The 17,872-nt window shown below is 63.4% G+C and carries 19 protein-coding genes; 5 read left to right on the forward strand and 14 right to left on the reverse strand.

Going from position 1 to position 17,872, the window contains the following annotated elements; genetic code table 11:
- Window positions 1–22: 22 nt before the first annotated feature.
- The 8 genes from pfkB to ACFQO4_RS03815 form a co-directional block, all read right to left on the reverse strand.
- On the reverse strand, window positions 23–931 hold the full coding sequence (pfkB, locus tag ACFQO4_RS03780; protein ID WP_500259646.1) for a 1-phosphofructokinase: 909 nt from the start codon (window positions 929–931) through the stop codon (window positions 23–25).
- Entirely contained in the window at window positions 928–1,689 is a 762-nt protein-coding gene (gene glpR, locus ACFQO4_RS03785) for an HTH-type transcriptional regulator GlpR (RefSeq protein ID WP_500259647.1), read from the reverse strand. The genes pfkB and glpR overlap by 4 nt, the downstream gene beginning before the upstream one ends.
- A 77-nt stretch (window positions 1,690–1,766) precedes the next feature.
- Complete coding sequence (locus ACFQO4_RS03790) at window positions 1,767–1,943, reverse strand: hypothetical protein (protein ID WP_500259648.1); 177 nt, start codon at window positions 1,941–1,943, stop codon at window positions 1,767–1,769.
- Complete coding sequence (locus tag ACFQO4_RS03795) at window positions 1,940–3,067, reverse strand: ABC transporter ATP-binding protein (protein ID WP_500259649.1); 1,128 nt, start codon at window positions 3,065–3,067, stop codon at window positions 1,940–1,942. Before ACFQO4_RS03795 ends, ACFQO4_RS03790 begins: the two co-directional genes overlap by 4 nt.
- Before the next feature lie 48 nt (window positions 3,068–3,115).
- Window positions 3,116–4,036, reverse strand: coding sequence for a carbohydrate ABC transporter permease (locus ACFQO4_RS03800; RefSeq protein WP_500259650.1), 921 nt, complete (start codon window positions 4,034–4,036; stop codon window positions 3,116–3,118).
- Entirely contained in the window at window positions 4,033–4,962 is a 930-nt protein-coding gene (locus ACFQO4_RS03805) for a carbohydrate ABC transporter permease (RefSeq protein WP_500259651.1), read from the reverse strand. Before ACFQO4_RS03805 ends, ACFQO4_RS03800 begins: the two co-directional genes overlap by 4 nt.
- Window positions 4,963–5,000: 38 nt before the next feature.
- Window positions 5,001–6,275, reverse strand: coding sequence for a sugar ABC transporter substrate-binding protein (locus ACFQO4_RS03810; protein ID WP_500259652.1), 1,275 nt, complete (start codon window positions 6,273–6,275; stop codon window positions 5,001–5,003).
- 299 nt (window positions 6,276–6,574) lie between these two features.
- Complete coding sequence (locus ACFQO4_RS03815) at window positions 6,575–7,555, reverse strand: isocitrate/isopropylmalate dehydrogenase family protein (protein ID WP_500259653.1); 981 nt, start codon at window positions 7,553–7,555, stop codon at window positions 6,575–6,577.
- A 155-nt stretch (window positions 7,556–7,710) separates the two neighbouring features.
- Between ACFQO4_RS03815 and ACFQO4_RS03820 the strand changes: the two genes are divergently transcribed.
- Window positions 7,711–7,890 (forward strand): hypothetical protein, encoded by a 180-nt coding sequence (locus ACFQO4_RS03820; protein WP_312912259.1) that lies wholly within the window; start codon window positions 7,711–7,713, stop codon window positions 7,888–7,890.
- Window positions 7,891–8,220: 330 nt separating this feature from the next.
- Here ACFQO4_RS03820 and ACFQO4_RS03825 read toward each other — a convergent pair whose 3' ends face one another.
- Window positions 8,221–9,069: a helix-turn-helix transcriptional regulator gene (locus tag ACFQO4_RS03825; RefSeq protein WP_500259654.1), complete on the reverse strand. Its 849-nt coding sequence runs from the start codon at window positions 9,067–9,069 to the stop codon at window positions 8,221–8,223.
- Window positions 9,070–9,424: 355 nt separating this feature from the next.
- On the opposite strand from ACFQO4_RS03825, the gene ACFQO4_RS03830 reads away from it, so the two are divergent.
- The 4 genes from ACFQO4_RS03830 (at window position 9,425) to ACFQO4_RS03845 (ending at window position 13,439) form a co-directional block, all read left to right on the forward strand.
- Entirely contained in the window at window positions 9,425–10,483 is a 1,059-nt protein-coding gene (locus tag ACFQO4_RS03830; protein ID WP_500259655.1) for a class I SAM-dependent methyltransferase, read from the forward strand.
- 196 nt (window positions 10,484–10,679) lie between these two features.
- Complete coding sequence (locus ACFQO4_RS03835) at window positions 10,680–11,504, forward strand: helix-turn-helix transcriptional regulator (protein WP_500259656.1); 825 nt, start codon at window positions 10,680–10,682, stop codon at window positions 11,502–11,504.
- A gap of 195 nt (window positions 11,505–11,699) precedes the next feature.
- Window positions 11,700–12,524 (forward strand): class I SAM-dependent methyltransferase, encoded by an 825-nt coding sequence (locus tag ACFQO4_RS03840; RefSeq protein ID WP_500259657.1) that lies wholly within the window; start codon window positions 11,700–11,702, stop codon window positions 12,522–12,524.
- Between the two features lie 18 nt (window positions 12,525–12,542).
- Window positions 12,543–13,439, forward strand: coding sequence for an alpha/beta fold hydrolase (locus ACFQO4_RS03845; protein ID WP_500259658.1), 897 nt, complete (start codon window positions 12,543–12,545; stop codon window positions 13,437–13,439).
- Window positions 13,440–13,588: 149 nt separating this feature from the next.
- Here the strand turns inward: ACFQO4_RS03845 and leuD are convergent, their stop codons facing one another.
- The 5 genes from leuD to ilvN form a co-directional block, all read right to left on the reverse strand.
- Window positions 13,589–14,215, reverse strand: a complete 627-nt coding sequence (gene leuD / locus ACFQO4_RS03850; protein ID WP_500259659.1) for a 3-isopropylmalate dehydratase small subunit — start codon at window positions 14,213–14,215, stop codon at window positions 13,589–13,591.
- Between the two features lie 93 nt (window positions 14,216–14,308).
- Window positions 14,309–15,730, reverse strand: a complete 1,422-nt coding sequence (gene leuC / locus ACFQO4_RS03855; RefSeq protein ID WP_500259660.1) for a 3-isopropylmalate dehydratase large subunit — start codon at window positions 15,728–15,730, stop codon at window positions 14,309–14,311.
- Complete coding sequence (locus ACFQO4_RS03860) at window positions 15,727–15,996, reverse strand: DUF7989 family protein (RefSeq protein WP_500259661.1); 270 nt, start codon at window positions 15,994–15,996, stop codon at window positions 15,727–15,729. The genes leuC and ACFQO4_RS03860 overlap by 4 nt, the downstream gene beginning before the upstream one ends.
- A 102-nt stretch (window positions 15,997–16,098) precedes the next feature.
- Entirely contained in the window at window positions 16,099–17,178 is a 1,080-nt protein-coding gene (gene ilvC / locus ACFQO4_RS03865) for a ketol-acid reductoisomerase (protein WP_500259662.1), read from the reverse strand.
- Complete coding sequence (gene ilvN, locus ACFQO4_RS03870; protein ID WP_500259663.1) at window positions 17,171–17,827, reverse strand: acetolactate synthase small subunit; 657 nt, start codon at window positions 17,825–17,827, stop codon at window positions 17,171–17,173. Before ilvN ends, ilvC begins: the two co-directional genes overlap by 8 nt.
- Window positions 17,828–17,872 lie beyond the last annotated feature (45 nt).

The following is a 17,872-nucleotide window of genomic DNA, read 5'->3' on the forward strand; positions in this document are numbered from 1 at the left end:
TTATGTGTGTCTCCGGCGCGGATTACCTGGTAAAGAGCGGGACGTCGGTCGAGTCCGAGCGCAGACCGGACATCTCGGGGACGGTCGTCCCCGGGACCGAAACGACCTCCGCGGCGACGGTCACGCCCATGCGGAGGGCGGCGGTTCCGGACTGCCCACGGACGAACGTCGAGAGGACGCCGGCCAGGAGCGCGTCACCCGCGCCCACAGTGTCGACGACGTCGGCATCCTGGGATTCCGCCCGATAGATCCCGTCTGGCGAGGCCAGCAGCGCGCCGTCGTCGCCCAGCGATGCGACGACGTGTTCGAAGCCATCGTCGCGGAGCGCCTGTGCCGCTTCCACGCACTCCTCGACGGTATGGACGGGCATTCCCGTCGCCGTGCCGAGTTCGCGACGGTTGGGTTTACAGACGAAGTACTCGCTTCGAAGTCCCCTCAGCAGGTCGCCCTGGACGTCCACGACTGTCTGCCACGGGCCCGCTCGAGCGATCCGATCGATCGTCGCCGGGCCCAGATTCGGCGGCAGGCTTCCGGCGACGACGACCATCTCGGGGTCGTGCTCGCGGACCTTCGCGACGACCTCGCGGACGGTCTCTTTCTTGACGTTGTGTCCCGATTGGTTGATCTTGTACTCCTCGTCGTCCGTGAGAATCGTCGTGTTGAGCCGGGTACACCCGCCCATCTCGACGAAATCGTTCGGAACCTTCTGCCGGACGAGTTGCTCCTCGATGTACGTCCCCAGAAAGCCGCCCGTAAGTCCGGTCGCCAGCGTCTCGATGCCGAGTCCGTAGAGGTACTTCGAGACGTTGATCCCCTTCCCCCCGGGATCGTACTGAGACATACTCGCGCGCTTGACGGCGTCGGGATCGAGTTCCCCATCGACGGTAATGGTGTGGTCTACAGCCGGATTGAGGGTCACGGTGAGGATCACTCGACCACCCTGTCGACGACATCGACGCCCGCGGCCTCGAACGGCTCGCGCTGGTCGTCGGTGAGGACCGCATCGGTCACGAACGCGTCGATCGAGGCGTAGTCGGCGAAGTTGACGAAGCTCCGTCGACCGAGTTTCGACCCGTCCGAGACGAGGACGACTCGCTGGGCCTTCTCGACCATCAACGACTTCATCCGCGCTTCGTCCTCGTTTGGTGTCGTTAGCCCCGACTCGGGGTGAATCGCGTTCGTTCCGAGGAAGACGACGTCGAAATTCGTCCGCTCGAGGAATTCCTCGCCGGTAGGTCCGACGAGTGCCCAGGTTTGCTCGCGAAGCGTGCCGCCGGTCAGCTTCACGTCACCGTGTTCGCCCAGTTCCATCGCGATGAGCGGCGAGTTCGTCGCGGCGATGAACCCGACGTCTGGTGCGGCTTTCGCGACTTCCATGGTCGTCGTGCCGGAATCGAAGAAGACGACCTGCCCCTCGCGGATCTCCTCGGCCGCCCGTCTCCCGATGGCGCGTTTCGCATCCAGATTCTGCACTTGCTTCTGGCTGTACGATCGTTCCTCGGCGACGCTGGTGACCGGAAGCGCGCCGCCGTGAGAGCGTTCGATCAACCCGTCGGACTCGAGGTCCTGCAGGTCGCGGCGGATCGTCGCCTCGGAGACGCCGAGTTCCTCGGCGAGTTCGGTGACGGTCCGTCCGTTCTCCTGGGAGACGACGTCGACGATCTCGCGTTTCCGTTGTTTGGGCAGCATAATTCGGACAGGGGTAACAGTACTCGTTAGTTGAGTATTCACCGGCCCGGACCTTATGTGTTTTCGCTCGTTTCTGCTCATCTTTGACGGCTCGAGAGGATCGCGAGGACGAACGTGACGATGGCACCGACGCTCGATACGATCGCGCCGCCGTAGATCCCTTGCAGGTAGTTGTACGCCGCGATCAGGACGAGCGCGACACCGAGCGCCAGCGGGACGAATTCCGCCACCGAAGCAGTGTCGATCGACGTCACGCGAGTTGCTCTCCACCTTCCGTCGTGGGTCTCGTCTCGGAATCGAACGTGAGCGACTCGCCGGATTCGGAGTCGAAGTAGTGGAGCGAACGGCGGTCGAATTCGACGCTAACCCGGTCGTCGACCTCGATCGGGCCGCCCGGCTCGACCGACGCCTTCATCGTTTTGCCGTCGCCCAGTCCGAGTTCGAGGACGGTCTTCTCACCCTGCGGTTCGACGACGTTGACCGTCGCCGGCAATCCGTCGGGACGCAACGTCACGTCCTCGGGACGGACGCCGAGAACGACCTCGTCGCCGATCGAATCCTCGAGGGCCCACTGGTACTCGTCGGGCACACTGTGCTGGAAGGGCCCGAGATCGAGCGCGAGGCCGTCCTCGCTCCGGTGGACCGCCCCCTCGAGGAAGTTCATGCTCGGCGATCCAAGGAAGTCCGCGACGAACAGGTTCCGCGGGTTGGAGTAGACGTACGTCGGCGGGCCGACCTGCTGGATCTGACCGCCGTCCATGACGGCGATCTGGTCGCCGAGGGTCATCGCTTCGACCTGGTCGTGGGTGACGTACACCGTCGTCGTGGAGAGCGTGTCGTGGAGTTTATTCAACTCTGCACGCATCTGGACGCGAAGCTTCGCGTCGAGGTTCGAGAGCGGCTCGTCCATCAGGAAGACGTCCGGTTTACGAACGATCGCTCGACCGAGGGCGACGCGCTGTTGCTGGCCGCCGGAGAGTTCCGCCGGTTTGCGATCCAGCAGGTCGTCGATCTGAAGCAGGTTCGCCGTCTCCTCGACGCGCTCGTCGATCGTCTCCTCCTCGACGCCGTGCTGTTCCAGCCCGAATCGCATGTTCCCGCGCACCGTCTTGTGGGGATAGAGCGCGTAGTTCTGGAACACCATGGCGATGTCGCGCTCGTACGCGCGACGGTCGTTGACGACCTCGTCACCGATCTCGATCGTTCCCTCGCTCGCTCGCTCGAGACCGGCGATCAGCCGTAGCGTCGTCGTCTTGCCACAGCCGGAGGGCCCCACCAGGACGGTAAAGCTCTCGTCGGGGATTTCGAGGGAGACGCCGTCGACGGCGACGATGTCGTCGAACCGCTTGACGAGGTCCTCGAGTCGTACTTCAGCCATCTATACCACCGCCGGTGATCGTGTGTCGTAGGTGCATCGGTTTCGAATTCATTCTTTTACCGCCCCTTGCGTGAGCCCGCTGACGATGTACCGCTGGAAGAACAGCCCGAACAGGATGCCGGGCAACGCGGCGATCATGCCGCCAGCGGCGAGGTGCGCCCAATCGATGAAGTCGTCGGCGACGAACAGGGAGACGGCGATCGGGAGCGTCTGTGAGGTCTGGCTTCGTGTGAGTACCAGCGCGAAGATGAACTCGTTCCACGAGAAGATGAACGCGAGAATCGCTGTCGCCGCAATTCCGGGTTTGGCAACGGGAAGGATCACTTTCACGAACGCCTCCCAGGTCGAACAACCGTCGACCATCGCCTGTTCGTCGAGCGACTCCGGCACCCCGTCGAAGTAGTTCTTCATGATCCAAACCGCGAACGGGAGGTTGAAGAACGTGTACGTCAGGATGAGCGCCACTCGCGTGTCGGTGAGGTTGCCGGTCAATCCGCCGATCAGCGGCGGGTTCGACATGATCTGGAAGAACGGGACGATCAGCGCGATCGGCGGGATCATCCGGGCAGCGACGATCGAGAGCAACAGCGCCTTGTTCCCCAGGAAGTCGTACCGGGAGAACGTGTAGCCGGTCAACGTTCCGAGCGTGACGCAGATGGCGGTCGTCGTCGTCGCGACGATCAGACTGTTGATCGTGTACGCTTCGAACGGCCTATTCCGGAAGATGTCGACGTAGTTCTGTACCGTCGGTTCCTGCGGAAAGAAGGTGATCGGAATCGTCAGCACCTCGCTCTGGGTCTTCAGGCTCGTGATGAAGATGTAGTAGATCGGGAACCAGATCACGATCACGTACAGGAGCAGTAGCCCGTAGGCGAGCAACCGTTCTCTGACGACGCTCGGCCACACGTCGTCCGTGACGAGGCCGGCGCGTTCGGCGACTCTGTTGAGACGTGAATCTTTCGTACTCATGAGTTGTAAGGAGTCCCTCCGAAGACCGAGTAGAGGATCGCCACGATGGCGAACGTGACCGCGAGCATGACGACGCCCAGGGCGGCCCCCTCGCCAGTCCGCTGGAACTCCATGGACGTTCGGTAGAGCCAGGATGCCCACACCTCCGTGGACTTCCCGGGGCCGCCCTTCGTCATCACCCAGACTAGGTCGAGCGCTCTGATGTCGAAGATGATCCGAATCGTCAGCGCGACCATGATCGACGGTTTCAGGAACGGATACGTGACGTTCCGGAATCGCGACCAGCGGCTCGCGCCGTCGACTTCAGCCGCGTCGTACAGCTGTTCGGGGACGTTCTGGAGCCCTGCCAACAGGATGATCACGATGAAGGGCGTGAAAACCCAGATGTCGGCGATGATCAGCGCCATCATCGCGAGCGTTCCGTCCGAGAGGAACGCGATCTTCTCCGAGAGCACGCCCGACTGGACAAGCAGACCGTTAATCGCGCCGTTTTTGGATTCGAACATCCAGCGCCACATGAGCCCGCTCATCACGTACGGCAGGATCCAGGGCACGATCACGGCCGTCCGGAACCACCCTCGTCCCTTGAGGTCTTTGTTGAGCAGGAGCGCGATCCCGAGTCCAAGAAGGAACGAGAACGTGACGCTGAAGCCCACGTAGATGACGGTGTTTTTCGTGAACGCGACGAAGTCCGGGTTCAGGACGCCGAGCGTGCCGCCCGATTCGAGCAACAGCCGTTTGAAGTTTCGCAATCCCACGAACTCCGACTCCTGCGTGAGCGGATTCTCCCAGAATAGACTCGACCAGAAGAGCCTCGCGGTCGGGTAGACGATGATTGCGGCGATCCAGATCAGCGTTGGCCCGACCGTCAACGGGATGAACAGCCGGTCGAGCGTTCGTCGTAACGACTTCTCTGACGTTTCCATGATAGTAACTTCTAGCGGAGATAGTGCTCAGGTGCTCTTCACAGGAGGCCGATGTCCTGATAGAGCCGGGTGATGTTTTCCTGCGCGTCCTCCAGTGCGGTCTGTGGATCTTTCTCACCGAGCAGCGCCGGCGTGATCTGCTCGTCGATGTAATCGTCGACCTGTGGCTGCTGAAGGTACGTCTCGCTCTTCGCGTGCTCGAGATTGTACTTCATGTCCTCGAGCAACCAGGAGGGGTAGGCGTCCTGGATCTCGTCGTCTTCGTAGACGTCGGGGACGACGCACGGGTTACCTTCGACGAGCATGTTGTTCTTGCACGACTCGCGGTTCGTCATGAATTCCGCGAACCGCTGGGCAGCCGCTTTGTTCTCTGAGAACGCCGAGATACTGATTCCGTTCGTGTCCTGGAACGTGGCACGTCCACCGGGTCCTTCGGGCGGTTTCGCGCTTCCGATGCGGTCTTCGCCCCACTCCTCGATTGCGCGGGAGCCGAGCGGCGTCCACGATTCGACTGTCGCGAACTCGCCAGCGATGAAGGCGTCACCGACCGGCCCTTCGCCCATGCTCGAGATGCCGTCGGGAATAATGCCCTCGTCACGGAGTTGTGTGATGAACTCCATGGCCTGCTGGCCCTCCTCGCCGGCAAAGACCGGTTCGTTGTCGTCGTTGAACAGAGACCCACCAGCCTGATAGATCAGCTGTTTGAACGTGAATACGGATTTATCCGCCCACGTGAAGCCGAATCCGGCACGGTCCCCGTCCGAGAGCTCCGGCCCCATCTCCAGTACGTCGTCCCAGGTGTCCGGCGGCGTCTCCACGACGTCCTTGTCGTAGAGGAACGATCCCCACTTCCCGAACTCGGGCGCCATGTACGGTTCGCCGTCGAACGTGACGAGGTCGGCGAGGCTGTCCGGGAAGTTACCCATGTGGTCGTCGTCGACGTCGATCGGCTCGAGCCACCCGGCGTTGACGAAGTCCGCGAGCCACCACGTCGGTCCATTGAACGCGTCGACCTTCGGGCTCTCGCTGTTGAAGATGGTCGTCAGGCTGGTCTTCAGGTTCGCCCAGGGAACCTCGTTGACGTCGACGGTAATACCGGTTTCCTCCTCGAAGCGTTCGATGTTGTCTCTGGTCCCCTCGTCGAACTCGAGGCTCCCCGCGTTGTAGAACGTGATTTCGTCTGCCATTTCCTCGCCGTCCCCGTTTCCGTCCGAATCATCACCGAGACAGCCCGTGAGGCCTACGATGCTGGTGGCGCCGAGCGCCCCCGTCGTCTTCATGACCTTCCTCCGTGTGTGCCGTTTGCCTGGCATACCATCACACATTCCTGAACGGAGTGATAAATCTTGCGCAATATCAATCACGTTCAATCATCCCACCATGAATTCAAGTCCTGTGGATTCGAATTTGATCTCTAATGGGCCCTTTATCGAACTGGTTGCTGTGATAATAGCCAAACACACCGTTATTTTTCGGCCAGGTGGAGCGGCCAGTACGGGACGTACACGACGAAAACAGCCCGTTTACTCGCAACCACGTAAGCCGGAGGTCGCAGATCGGCATAGAACTCAGCCGAATACGAGCACGATCGATCAAAAGTAGCCAATCATACTTACAGTCGATCGATAACTGCCGCCGTCACCTCGTCCGTCGAGGCGTCGCCACCCAGGTCACCCGTCCGTGGGCCGTTCTCGAGCACGTCCTCAACGGCTGCCTGGACGGCCGCGCCCTCGTCCTCGTGGCCGAGATATTCGAGCAACATCGCCGCCGAGAGGATGGCGGCGGCGGAATTGGCGACGCCCTGGCCAGCGATGTCGGGCGCAGTGCCGTGGACCGGTTCGAACAGCGCCCGGTCGGGACCGATGTTCGCGCTCGGGAGCAGGCCGAGACCGCCGACGAGCCCTGCCGCGAGGTCCGAGAGCACGTCGCCCGCGAGGTTCGGGCAGACGACCACGTCGAACTGCGTCGGGTCGAGACAGACGTGAGTGGCGAAAGCGTCCATGAGTACCTCCCTTGTTTCGACGCCACGGGCGTCCGCTACATCGACGACCGCGTCGCGAAACCGACCGTCGGTTTCGCGCATGACGTTGGCCTTGTGGACGACCGTGAATCCGTCGAGTCCACGGTCGTCGACGAACTCACAGGCGAACTCGGCGAGCCGCCGCGAGGCCGAGTCAGTTACCACGCGCGTCAGTGTCGAGAGGTCGTCGCTCAACCGAGTCTCGTGGCCCGAGTAGACTCCCTCGGTGTTCTCGCGGAGAAAGACGAGATCCGTCTCCGGCCGAACCGCGTCCACGCCAGGGTAGGCTTTCGCGGGCCGAACGTTGACGAACGAGTCGACGGCCTCGCGCAACGGAAGGATCACGTCCGCAGCGGTTTCGCCCGCGGCACCGAAGAGCGTCGCGTCGCTCGAGGCAACGAGGTCGTAGGTCTCCTGGGGAAGCGCCTCGCCGGTTTCGGCCTTCACGGCGTCGCCCGCCGCCGCCTCTCGAAACGAGAAGTCGATGTCCAGCGCCTCGAGCACCTCGAGCGCTGCCGGCGTCACTTCCTGGCCGATTCCGTCGCCTGGGACGACGGCGATGTCGTGGCTCATGCTCGCGCTCGTCGTGGAAGCTCAAAGAGGGTATCGAAAGCGGTATATTTGCCAGTCCTGGCCGGAGACGAACGGTCATATATCAATATATCGCACACTCCCAGAAACACGAATAGCCAGAAAGGTTATCATACTCGCATTCGAGTATCTGCTTCATGGTGGTGCTCGGACGGACACAGATCGCGTACAGTACACTGAATACACTCGGGAAGCGAGAGATTTCGTACAGTGGGTTGGTGCTTCTGAACGTACTCTTCCTGTACCTCTTCGGATTGCTCGTGGTCGTTCCGGTGCTGTTCACCCTCGGATTCTTGCTCCACGCGCGAACCCTGTGACGGAACCGAACGGGGCCTCGCGGTACCGTCGAACCGTCACCCCCCAGTAACCTGGTACCGCAGTCCCCTCGAGTCACCCATTGACCAGAAAGCGGAAGCTAACGACTGAGACGCATCGAGCGTTTGCCCTCGACGATTCCACGACGTCGGAGAAGCAACACTGGAGAAGCGACGTCGAGATGGATTCGCCGAGTCTACAGGTGGTAGGCTGAGCCAACCTGCGGTTGCGCTGGATCCGACTTCCTCGAATAGGGCTCGAGCAGTTCCGACACGCGCGAATGGGTCAAAGGTCCCCACGGCGAGAGTCGAGGTCGACTCCGGCGCCACGGACTACGACACGGGCCCGTCTCGCTCTCGAGACTGAGCAGAGTTGACGCCGACCGAGTGGTCTGGCGCGACCTCGTCAGGCTCCACTGGGGTCGCTTCCTCACGACACGTTTCGAAGAGGTCGACTGCCCACTCGTAGACGGTCTCGTCTTCGGTGACGAACCCTCCTTTGACGACGCCCTGTTCGTCAGTAAGGTCGATTCCAACCGCACCGTCGACGATCCCGACTGAGATCGGGACGTCATCGAAGACGGAAACGTGGACATCCGTTTCCTCGAGCATCTCGTGCAACTGCTTCGCGGAGGTCGGATGGGTCCGGATGGCGTCGAGGACGTCCGGTGTGATCACCATTTCGAGGCGGGTGTCCCCGTGGACGGTCGACTCCCAGTCGTTTTCGATGAACTCCGGGGCGACCGTGCGTGTAACGCCCCGAATCCGGTCGCCAGAGCGGCGAAATTCGAGTATCCGTCGAACGATGGCGGTCGCGTCACTCTCTTCGAGAACGATGAGTTCGGCATCGCGAAGGCGCCGAACGTCGAACGTCAGGAGGTCGGACGGAAGCCACTGCAGCGGTTCGCGGAGACGACGTTCGGCCTCCATTTCGCCCACCAGGCGCGTGAACTCGTCACACACCCATTCACCGGTCGGTGTCACCGTACACTCCTGTCCCGAGCGTGCGATCCAGTTGCGCGCTTCGAACTCCCGGAGAATGCGCGCGGTCGTTACCCGCGATGCACCGATCCGATCACGGATCTCGTCGTGGCTTTTGGGTGCCTCGACGAGGAGTCGCAAGACTGCCACGCGGTTCTCCGAGTTCGCGAGAAACGCGACGTCCTCGAGAGCGGCCGTCATATCTATTGGTAACCTGCAACATAGCATTAACTTATGGGATAGATGGCGACGGTAGGATGGCTGTGTCCGGTGAGGTGACGATTTTAGTCAAATCCGGCGCTATCGTATGGCCTGGTCACGGGGGTTGGTTCACGGTCGCCGAGGTCGTCGTGTCACCATCCGTTCGTCGTTCACACCGTGATCAGCGACGACACCGCGACCGACGTAACCCCCGGAACGTCATGCTGGTGCGAATCGACGAGTGAGACTGTACCCACACCGAGGCCGCTGTCGAGCCGCCTCGAGTGTGGGGTGTGAGAATCGGGCGACCGAACGCGATCGGCAATCCAGCCGACGACACCCACGACGACAACTCATGACACTCGACGAAGAACGATTGAACCAGCACGTACAGACGGCGATAACCGACTTCGGAGCGACAGCGCACGCGCCGCTCGTCGTCATCGGCGACGAACTCGGCCTGTACGAGACGCTCGCCGACGAGGGGCCGCTCACGTCGGTCGAACTGGCCGAGAAAACGGACACTGCGGAACGGTACGTTCGCGAGTGGCTCCCCTCACAGGCCGCCGGGGGGTACGTCACCTACGATGCGGAGACGAACAGCTACACCCTCACTCCCGAGCAGGCCGCGGTGCTCGCCGACGAGACCAGCCCGGCGTTCATGGTCGGTAACTTCCGGGTCGCCCTGTCGGCGGCCAGGATCGAATCACAGCTCGTCGAGGCGTTCCGCACGGGTGAGGGCGTGGGGTGGCACGAACACGATGCGGACCTCTTCCACGCAATCGAACACTCCTGGCGGCCACAGTACGCGGCCAATCTGGTCGACAGCTGGATTCCCGCGCTCGAGGGGGCGGACACGACGCTTCAGGACGGTGGGCGCGTCGCCGACGTAGGCTGTGGCCACGGCGCCTCGACCATTCTGATGGCCGAGGCGTACCCGGAGTCGACGTTCGTCGGCATCGATCCCCACGAACCCTCGATCGCGGCAGCCCGCGAGCGAGCAGCCGAAGCCGGCGTCGCCGACCGCGTCAGCTTCGAGGTGGCGACGGCCAAGTCGTACAACGGCGCGAGGTACGACTTCGTAGCCACGTTCGACGCCCTCCACGACATGGGGGATCCGGTCGGTGCGGCGGCGCACGTCCGTGACACGCTCACCGACGACGGCACGTGGATGATCGTCGAGTTGTTCGCGAACGACCGCGTGGCGGACAACCTCAATCCGATGGGGCGGGCAGCCTACTCGATCTCGACGCTTATCTGCACGCCGTGTGCGCTCGACCAGGAGGCCGAGCGCGTGCTGGGCGCACAAGCTGGCGAGACCGGTATTCGGGAAGCCGTGACCGACGGCGGTTTCACCCGGTTCCGCCGGGCGGCCGAGACGCCCCTGAATCTCGTGTTCGAAGCCAAGCCGTAAGGTGAGACGAGCGAGCGATAGGGGCCGGTGCAGGCGAAATGAAATGCTGTTTGTCCCGAATCGCTCGAGAATTGGGGCATAACCGAACTCGAGTATCGAATAGCACGCTCAGGCGATGCTGAGTAAACGGCGCGCATTCCGGCTCGAGGGAGACGAGCACCGATACGTACTATACAGTGCCATGTGTAAACATACCATGGATGCTGCCCTCGAAGAGATCGACTTTCTCGCCAGATCCACCCACCGAGTTGGTGTCCTGGAGGGGCTGACCGATGGCGCCCGCGAACGGCGCGATCTCGCCGCCGCGACGGGAGCCTCTACACCGACGATGAGTCGGATTCTCGCCGACTTCGAAGACCGTCGATGGATCACCCGGGACGGGCCGACCTATTACCTGACGTCGCTCGGCGAGTTCGTCGCAGAGCGGTTCCTCGAGCTCCGCGAAGCGATGGAAATCGAGCACAAGCTCCGCGACGTCTGGCAGTGGCTCCCCCAGGAGATGGAGGGGTTCTCCGTCGACCTCTTCACCGATGCGGTGGTCTCGTACCCCGGCCCTGGGTACCCGTACGAGCCGATCGAACGTCTCACCCACCTCATCGAAGGGACCACTCGAATGCGGGGGTTCGACAGTATCGTGTTCAAGTCGATCAACAACGAGGCGGTGTGCCAGGCCGTCCTCGACGGGATGGAGCTCGAGTACGTGTACTCCCCGACGGCGCTCGAGCAGACCCTCGCCTGGAATCCCGAACGGGTGATGGAAGCCGCATCGTGTGACCACTGCACCATTCTCGTCCACGACGATCTCCCTGACCGGTCCCGGTGCGGGCTCGGCGTCGTCGACGACCGCGCCGGCATCTGCTGTCACGACGCGGAGACTGGCGCGCTGACGGCCATAATCGATACGGATGCACCGGCGGCTCGAGAGTGGGCCATTTCCACCTTCGAGCGCGTCCGCGACGAGGCGAGGCCAGTCGAGTCGCAGGCGTTCGAGACGCTCGTCTCGTCGGACCGCCAACGGTAGAGTACGTCCACGAGTTGAGGAGACGTAGGAGACGGTCGGCGACCACCGATACGGCCAAAGATCACGGACTCGGACGACCACGGTGATCCACTGTATTGACCACAACTATCGCGACCCCAACCGGTTCTTCACGGGATGAAATATTTCACCGGATATGTAGATGTATCCAGCGAGCGTACTGGAATTCGAGGAATCATGCCCGAACAAGCAGACATCCAGGACGAATGGACCAAAATCGCGCCGGAGTACGACGAGTACGTAACTCCGTCGAACGTGGCCATCGCGGAACAGGCCCTCGAGTGGGTGGGGCTCCAGCCGGGAATGCGAGTGCTGGACGTCGCGGCCGGCAGTGGCGCGTTGAGCATCCCCGCGGCTCGCGCGGGGGCACAGGTGCTGGCGACGGACATCTCCCCCGCCATGGTCGAGCACCTCGAGGCACGTGCGCGTGACGAGGGGCTCACCACCCTGGAGGCCCGCGTCATGGACGGGCAAGCACTCGAACTCGAGGAGAACACCTTCGACGTCGCCGGCTCACAGTTCGGCGTCATGCTGTTTCCCGACCTCCCACGGGGACTGGACGAACTGACGCGCGTTACCAGACCCGGTGGCCGCGTCCTCCTGGTCACGATGGGGCCGCCCGCCGAAATCGAGTTCCTGAAGTTCTTCCTCGGTGCCGTGAAAGCCGCCGTCCCAGGTTTCGCGGGCCTCCCGTCAGACCCGCCGCCGTTACCGTTCCAGGTGGCGGATCCCGAGAAGTTGCACGAGAAACTGTCCGACGCCGGCCTCACGAAGATTAGCGTGGAGACGACGAATCATCGGCTGGCGTTCCACTCCGGCGCGCAGCTGTGGGACTGGGTGACCGCCAGCAATCCGATCGGGGCGGGGTTAGTCGCCAACCTGACGGCGGAGCAGCGAGATGCGGCCCGAACGGTGCTGGACGACAAACTGAGCGAGCGTTCCGACGGGAGCGGTCCAGCCGTGTTGAACAACACCGTCAACGTCGGTATCGGAACCAAGTGAGGCGGTCTGAGGAAATCAATGACCACACAGGACACACAGGAACGACACGCGGAGAATGCTCGAGAGCGGCTGCTCGGCAGCCTCCCTGTAACGGAGCGACGACTGGAACTGGCTGGCGTTTCGACTGCCGTTCTGGAGGGCGGTGCCGGTACGCCAATCGTTCTGCTCCACGGTCCCGGCGAATCCGCGTTCTGGTGGATGCGGACAATCCCCGACCTGGTGACGACCCATCGTGTGATCGTTCCCGACCTGCCTGGCCACGGCGCTTCGAAGGTCACGGACAATGCGCTGGACGCTGACGCCGTGAAAGCGTGGCTCGGCGAACTGATCGAGCGGACCTGTCCGACGCCGCCGACGCTGGTCGGGCACCTGCTCGGGGGCGCGATCGCGGCCCGGTTCGCGAGCGATCACAATGACCGACTCCGAGGACTGATCCTCGTAGACACGTTCGGCCTCGGTCCGTTCCGCCCATCCCCGATGTTTGCGTTCGGTTTAGTCCGGTTCCTCGTGCGACCGTCGGACCGTGCGTACCACCGGTTCCTCGACCAGTGTCTGGTCGATCGAGACGGTCTGATCGAGCGGATGGGCGACGACTGGGAGCCGTTCCTGGTGTACAACCTCGAGCGCTCACGGGCGTCGGACGTGAAGGCCGCTATGCGGACCATGATGAAGGAGGTTGGGATACCAACGATACCGGCAGCGGACGTGGAGCGAATCACCGTTCCGACGGCGCTGATCTGGGGTCGAAACGACCGCGCCGTCCGGCTCGAAATTGCCAGCGACGCGAGCGCCCGCTACGGATGGCCACTGCGCGTAATCGATGACGCCGGTGACGATCCCAAACTCGAGCGGCCCGAAGCGTTCCTGGACGCCCTGTACGGGGTGCTCGACAATCGATTACCGGCCGAAGGATAACGACCGAGAACCGTACACCTGTACGCACCCTGAACGGGATCGAGCCTGTCGTTCGAGGCGTTCAGCGGAGTGGAAAAGCCACGCTCACCGGAATCGTTCCATTAGAATCTCCTCGTCCGGATTGAGGGTGAAAAGCGAACCTACAGAACCTACACTCGTTTCCCGTCTTCGACGTACGGAAGACTTTCGGCGGTCGCCTCGACGGCGTCAGCGTTCGCTTTCATCAGCGCCGTGGTGTCCCAGACGCCCTCGACGAGGGCCTTTCGCTGGGCGTCGTCGACGCGCACGTCGACCGTCTTCCCGCCGTAGGTGACGGTTTCCTCGGCCACGTCGACGTCGATCCCGCCGTCGGGATTTGCTTCGACCCACTCCTGCAGGTCCTCGACGACTTCGGTGTCGGCCTCGAGAGTGGGCATCCCGAGTGCGAGGCAGTTCCCCGCGAAGATTTCGGCGAAGCTCTCGCCGATGAAGGCGTCGATGCCCCAGCGCATGAGCGCCTGGGGGGCGTGCTCCCGCGAGGAGCCGCAACCGAAGTTGGCGTTGACGACCATCACCGAAGCATCCCGGTTTTCGGACTCGTTCAGCGGGTGCTCTTTCTCGTTGTCGTCGTCGTCGAATCGCTGATCGAAGAAGGCGAACTCGCCCAGACCGTCGAACGTGACGACCTTCATGAACCGCGCCGGGATGATCTGGTCGGTGTCGATGTCGTTGCCGCGGACGGCGACGCCCGTTCCCGACACTGAATCGACGCTCGGGATCTGGAGTTCGTCGCTCATACGGCCACCTCCAGCGGCCCCACTCGCGTCGCTTGTTCACAGCCACCGGCCGTTCGCCGTTCCGAGACACGGTGTGTCTCGAGTTCGTTCTGGTTACTCATTCACCGTCACCTCCTTCATCGCCCGCACGTCAGTCACTTCTCCGTTGATCGCCGCCGCGACGACCATCCGGGGGTTCATCAGTACTGTGCGGCCGTCCTTGCTCCCCTGGCGGCCGACGAAGTTCCGGTTCGAGGAGGAGGCACAGGCCTCGTCGCCCTCGAGCTGGTCTTCGTTCATGCCGAGACACATCGAACAGCCGGCACCGCGCCAGTCGAAGCCAGCATCGGTGAAGATTTCGTTCAGGCCCTCCTCTTCGGCAGCCTGCTTGACCTGCTGGCTACCGGGGACGACCATCGCACGGACGTCGGGGTCGACTGTCCGGCCCTTCACGAGCCGAGCGGCCCGCCGGAGGTCCGGCAGGCGCGCGTTGGTACACGAACCCAGGAAGGCCACGTCGATGGGGTAGCCCTCCATCGTGTCGCCCGGTTCGACCCGCATGTGCTCCTGGGAGCGGCGAGCCGTCTCGACCTTGTCAGCGGGGAGGTCCTCGGGCTCGGGAATCGGCTCGGTGATGCCGACGCCCTGTCCCGGTGTCGTGCCCCAGGTGACGACCGGTTCGAGTTCGCCGCCGTCGATCGTCACGACGTCGTCGTACTCGGCGTCGTCGTCCGATCGGATCGACTCCCAGTACGCCTTGCGCTCCTCGAAGGCCTCGCCCTCGGGGACGCGCTCGCGACCCTCGAGCCACTCGTAGGTGGTCTCGTCGGGGTTGACGTAGCCCGCGCGGGCACCGCCCTCGATGGACATGTTGCAGATACTCATCCGGCCCTCCATGTCGAGGCTCTCGATGGCCTCGCCGGCGTACTCGTAGACGTAGCCGACGCCACCCTCGGTGCCGAGTCGACGGATGATCTCGAGGATGACGTCTTTGGCTTCGACGCCCTCGGAGAGTTCACCCGTGACCTCGATCTTGCGGACCTTTTGTTTCTCCATCGCGACGGTACCCGTGGCGAGCACGTCCCGGATCTGGCTTGTGCCGATCCCGAACGCGAGTGCGCCGAACGCACCGTGAGTCGAGGTGTGGCTGTCGCCGCAGACGATGGTCGTCCCGGGCTGGGTCAGCCCCTGCTCCGGGCCGATGACGTGGACGATGCCCTGTTCGCCCGTATCGGGGTGAGAGAACTCGATACCCGACTCGCGAACGTTCTCCTCGAGTTCGGCCATCATCTCCTCGGCCGCCGTGTCGGCGTAGGGCCGTTCCTTGCTCGATGTCGGCACGATGTGATCGACCGTCGCGTGGGTCAGGTCCGGGTAGGCGACCTCGAGGTCACGCTCACGGAGCATCCCGAACGCTTGCGGGCTCGTCACCTCGTGAATGAGGTGGAGGCCGACGAACAGCTGGTCCTGGCCGGTGGGCAGGCGGGTGACCGCGTGACGGTCCCAGACCTTGTCGTAGAGCGTTCCCTCGCTCATTCGTCGGCTCCGACCTCGCTCCCGCCGCGCTCGAACACCGCGTTCGCGTCGTCGGCGTCGCGCGGCGGCGTGTGACTCACGTCTTTCATGCGGTCTTCCCTGTCCCCGTCTGCGGGGCCGCTCGAGACTCGGCCGTCCCGTTCGTCCACCCGATCATCGGGAACCGCGTTCGCCTCCCCGCCGTCGGCGGCCACGATCGGCCCGCGGCTGAACAGGTGGCCGGTCGACTCGCCCGTGTAGGGGTTGGTGTGGCTGACGTCGTCCATCGTTCGTCGGTCTCGATTTCGGTTTCGGTTCCGTTTCCGTTTCACGTCGTTCGATTTCGCTGGGGTCGTGGAGTCGGTGGTTCGTGTCATGGTTCTCTCCTCTCAGTCGTCCGCCGGCACCTCCGCCGGTTCGTTCTCGCTCGAGTCGTCCTCCCACTCAAAGAGGTCGCGCAGGGGCGCGCCGATCGATTCGATCTCGTGTTCCTCGTCGTGGCGCTTCAACTGGGTGTAGGAGGGGCGTCCGGCCTGGTTCTCGTTGATCCACTCGCGGGCGAACGCGCCGCTTTGAACCTCCTCGAGTACTTCCTCCATGTTCTCGCGCACGGAGTCGTCGACGATGCGGTCACCGCGGGTCAGGCCGCCGTACTCCGCCGTGTCGCTCACGGAGTACCACATGCCGCCGATCCCGTCCTCGTACATCAGGTCGACGATCAGTTTGAGTTCGTTCAGGCACTCGAAGTAGGCCATCTCAGGGGCGTAGCCCGCGTCGACCAGCGTCTCGAAGCCGTGTTTGACCAGCGAGGTGACGCCGCCACAGAGGACGGCCTGCTCGCCGAAGAGGTCCGACTCGACCTCCTCGCGGAACGTCGTCTCGACGACGCCTGCACGGGTGCCGCCGATTCCCTGGGCGTAGGCCAGCGCTTCCTCCTTGGCATCGCCCGTGTAGTCCTGGTAGACCGCGATCAGCGCGGGGGTGCCGCCGCCGTTCTCGTAGTCGCGACGCACGATGTGACCCGGGCCCTTCGGGGCGGCCATCGTGACGTCCACGTATTCGGGTGGCTGAATCTGATTGTAGTGAATGTTGAACCCGTGGGCGAACATGACCGTGTTCCCCTCCTCGAGGCCGTCCTCGACGGCTTCGAAGACCGCGGGCTGGATGGTGTCGGGGACGAGGAACATGATCACGTCGGCTTCCGCGGTGGCGTCGTCGGGCGTCGTCACCCGCAGGCCGTCGTCCTCGGCCTGGCTCCAGGAACTCGAGTCCTCGCGCAGGCCGACCACGACGTCGAACCCGCTGTCGTGGAGGTTCAGTGCGTGGGCGTGGCCCTGGCTGCCGTAGCCGAGGACGGCTACTGTCTTATCCTCGAGGTAGCTGGAATCGGCGTCCTCGCCGTAGTAGATGTTCGTCGTAAACGTGTCGTCTGCGTCGGTATCGGTGTGGGTGTGGGTGTCGTCAGTCATCGTCTGCTGGAACGGTGTGTCGGTGGTCGGCTGGCTGTGCTTGCGTCTGCTCGGTGGCCGTGTCGTCAGTCCCACGGGCCATCGCGGTCGTTCCCGTTCGGGAGATTTCACGGATGCCAAACTGGCCGAACGAGTCGATCGCCGCGTCGATTTTCTGCCGCGATCCCGTGATCTCGATCGTCGCCGTCTCCGGGCTGGCGTCGACGGTCTTTCCGCCGTACATCTCCGCGACGGCGGCGACCTGGTCGGGCCGGGTCGCGTTCACCTTCACGAGCGCCAGTTCCCGGCGCATCGCGTCCGGTTCGAGTTCGCGAACCGCGATCACCGGGATCAGCTTCCGGAGCTGTTTTTTCGCCTGCTCGATGCCGGGATCGGGCTCCTCGACAACGATCGTCATGCGCGCGTGGTCCTCGCTCTCCGTGGGCCCGACGGTGAGGCTCTCGATGTTGAACTGCCGCCTCGAGAACAGCCCCGAGACATCCGAGAGCACGCCGGGTTCGTGCTCGACGAGCGCCGAGATGACGGTTCGTCGCGGCGGGCGGGCGGCCTCGACTTCCGGATCGACCCGGATGCCGAGTTCGTTGCGCTTGCCCGCCGGGGCCGGCCGTTCGTCGGGAGCCGGGCCCTCGAGTCCGCGTCGGTCAGTCACGCGGACCACCTCGAGTTCGGACCCGGCCTCGCAGGTCGGCGCGGG

Source organism: Saliphagus sp. GCM10025334 (genome assembly GCF_042663485.1).
Lineage (GTDB): Archaea > Halobacteriota > Halobacteria > Halobacteriales > Natrialbaceae > Natronosalvus.

Coding starts and splice junctions, on each gene's coding strand:
- ACFQO4_RS03830 (WP_500259655.1), top strand. CDS start 9,425: ATGACACTCGACGAAGAACGATTGAACCAGCACGTACAGACGGCGATA.
- ACFQO4_RS03795 (WP_500259649.1), bottom strand. CDS start 3,067: ATGGCTGAAGTACGACTCGAGGACCTCGTCAAGCGGTTCGACGACATC.
- ACFQO4_RS03800 (WP_500259650.1), bottom strand. CDS start 4,036: ATGAGTACGAAAGATTCACGTCTCAACAGAGTCGCCGAACGCGCCGGC.
- ACFQO4_RS03825 (WP_500259654.1), bottom strand. CDS start 9,069: ATGACGGCCGCTCTCGAGGACGTCGCGTTTCTCGCGAACTCGGAGAAC.
- ACFQO4_RS03845 (WP_500259658.1), top strand. CDS start 12,543: ATGACCACACAGGACACACAGGAACGACACGCGGAGAATGCTCGAGAG.
- ilvC (WP_500259662.1), bottom strand. CDS start 17,178: ATGACTGACGACACCCACACCCACACCGATACCGACGCAGACGACACG.
- glpR (WP_500259647.1), bottom strand. CDS start 1,689: ATGCTGCCCAAACAACGGAAACGCGAGATCGTCGACGTCGTCTCCCAG.
- leuD (WP_500259659.1), bottom strand. CDS start 14,215: ATGAGCGACGAACTCCAGATCCCGAGCGTCGATTCAGTGTCGGGAACG.
- leuC (WP_500259660.1), bottom strand. CDS start 15,730: ATGAGCGAGGGAACGCTCTACGACAAGGTCTGGGACCGTCACGCGGTC.
- ACFQO4_RS03810 (WP_500259652.1), bottom strand. CDS start 6,275: ATGCCAGGCAAACGGCACACACGGAGGAAGGTCATGAAGACGACGGGG.
- ACFQO4_RS03815 (WP_500259653.1), bottom strand. CDS start 7,555: ATGAGCCACGACATCGCCGTCGTCCCAGGCGACGGAATCGGCCAGGAA.
- ACFQO4_RS03835 (WP_500259656.1), top strand. CDS start 10,680: ATGGATGCTGCCCTCGAAGAGATCGACTTTCTCGCCAGATCCACCCAC.
- ACFQO4_RS03860 (WP_500259661.1), bottom strand. CDS start 15,996: ATGGACGACGTCAGCCACACCAACCCCTACACGGGCGAGTCGACCGGC.
- ACFQO4_RS03820 (WP_312912259.1), top strand. CDS start 7,711: ATGGTGGTGCTCGGACGGACACAGATCGCGTACAGTACACTGAATACA.
- ACFQO4_RS03805 (WP_500259651.1), bottom strand. CDS start 4,962: ATGGAAACGTCAGAGAAGTCGTTACGACGAACGCTCGACCGGCTGTTC.
- ACFQO4_RS03840 (WP_500259657.1), top strand. CDS start 11,700: ATGCCCGAACAAGCAGACATCCAGGACGAATGGACCAAAATCGCGCCG.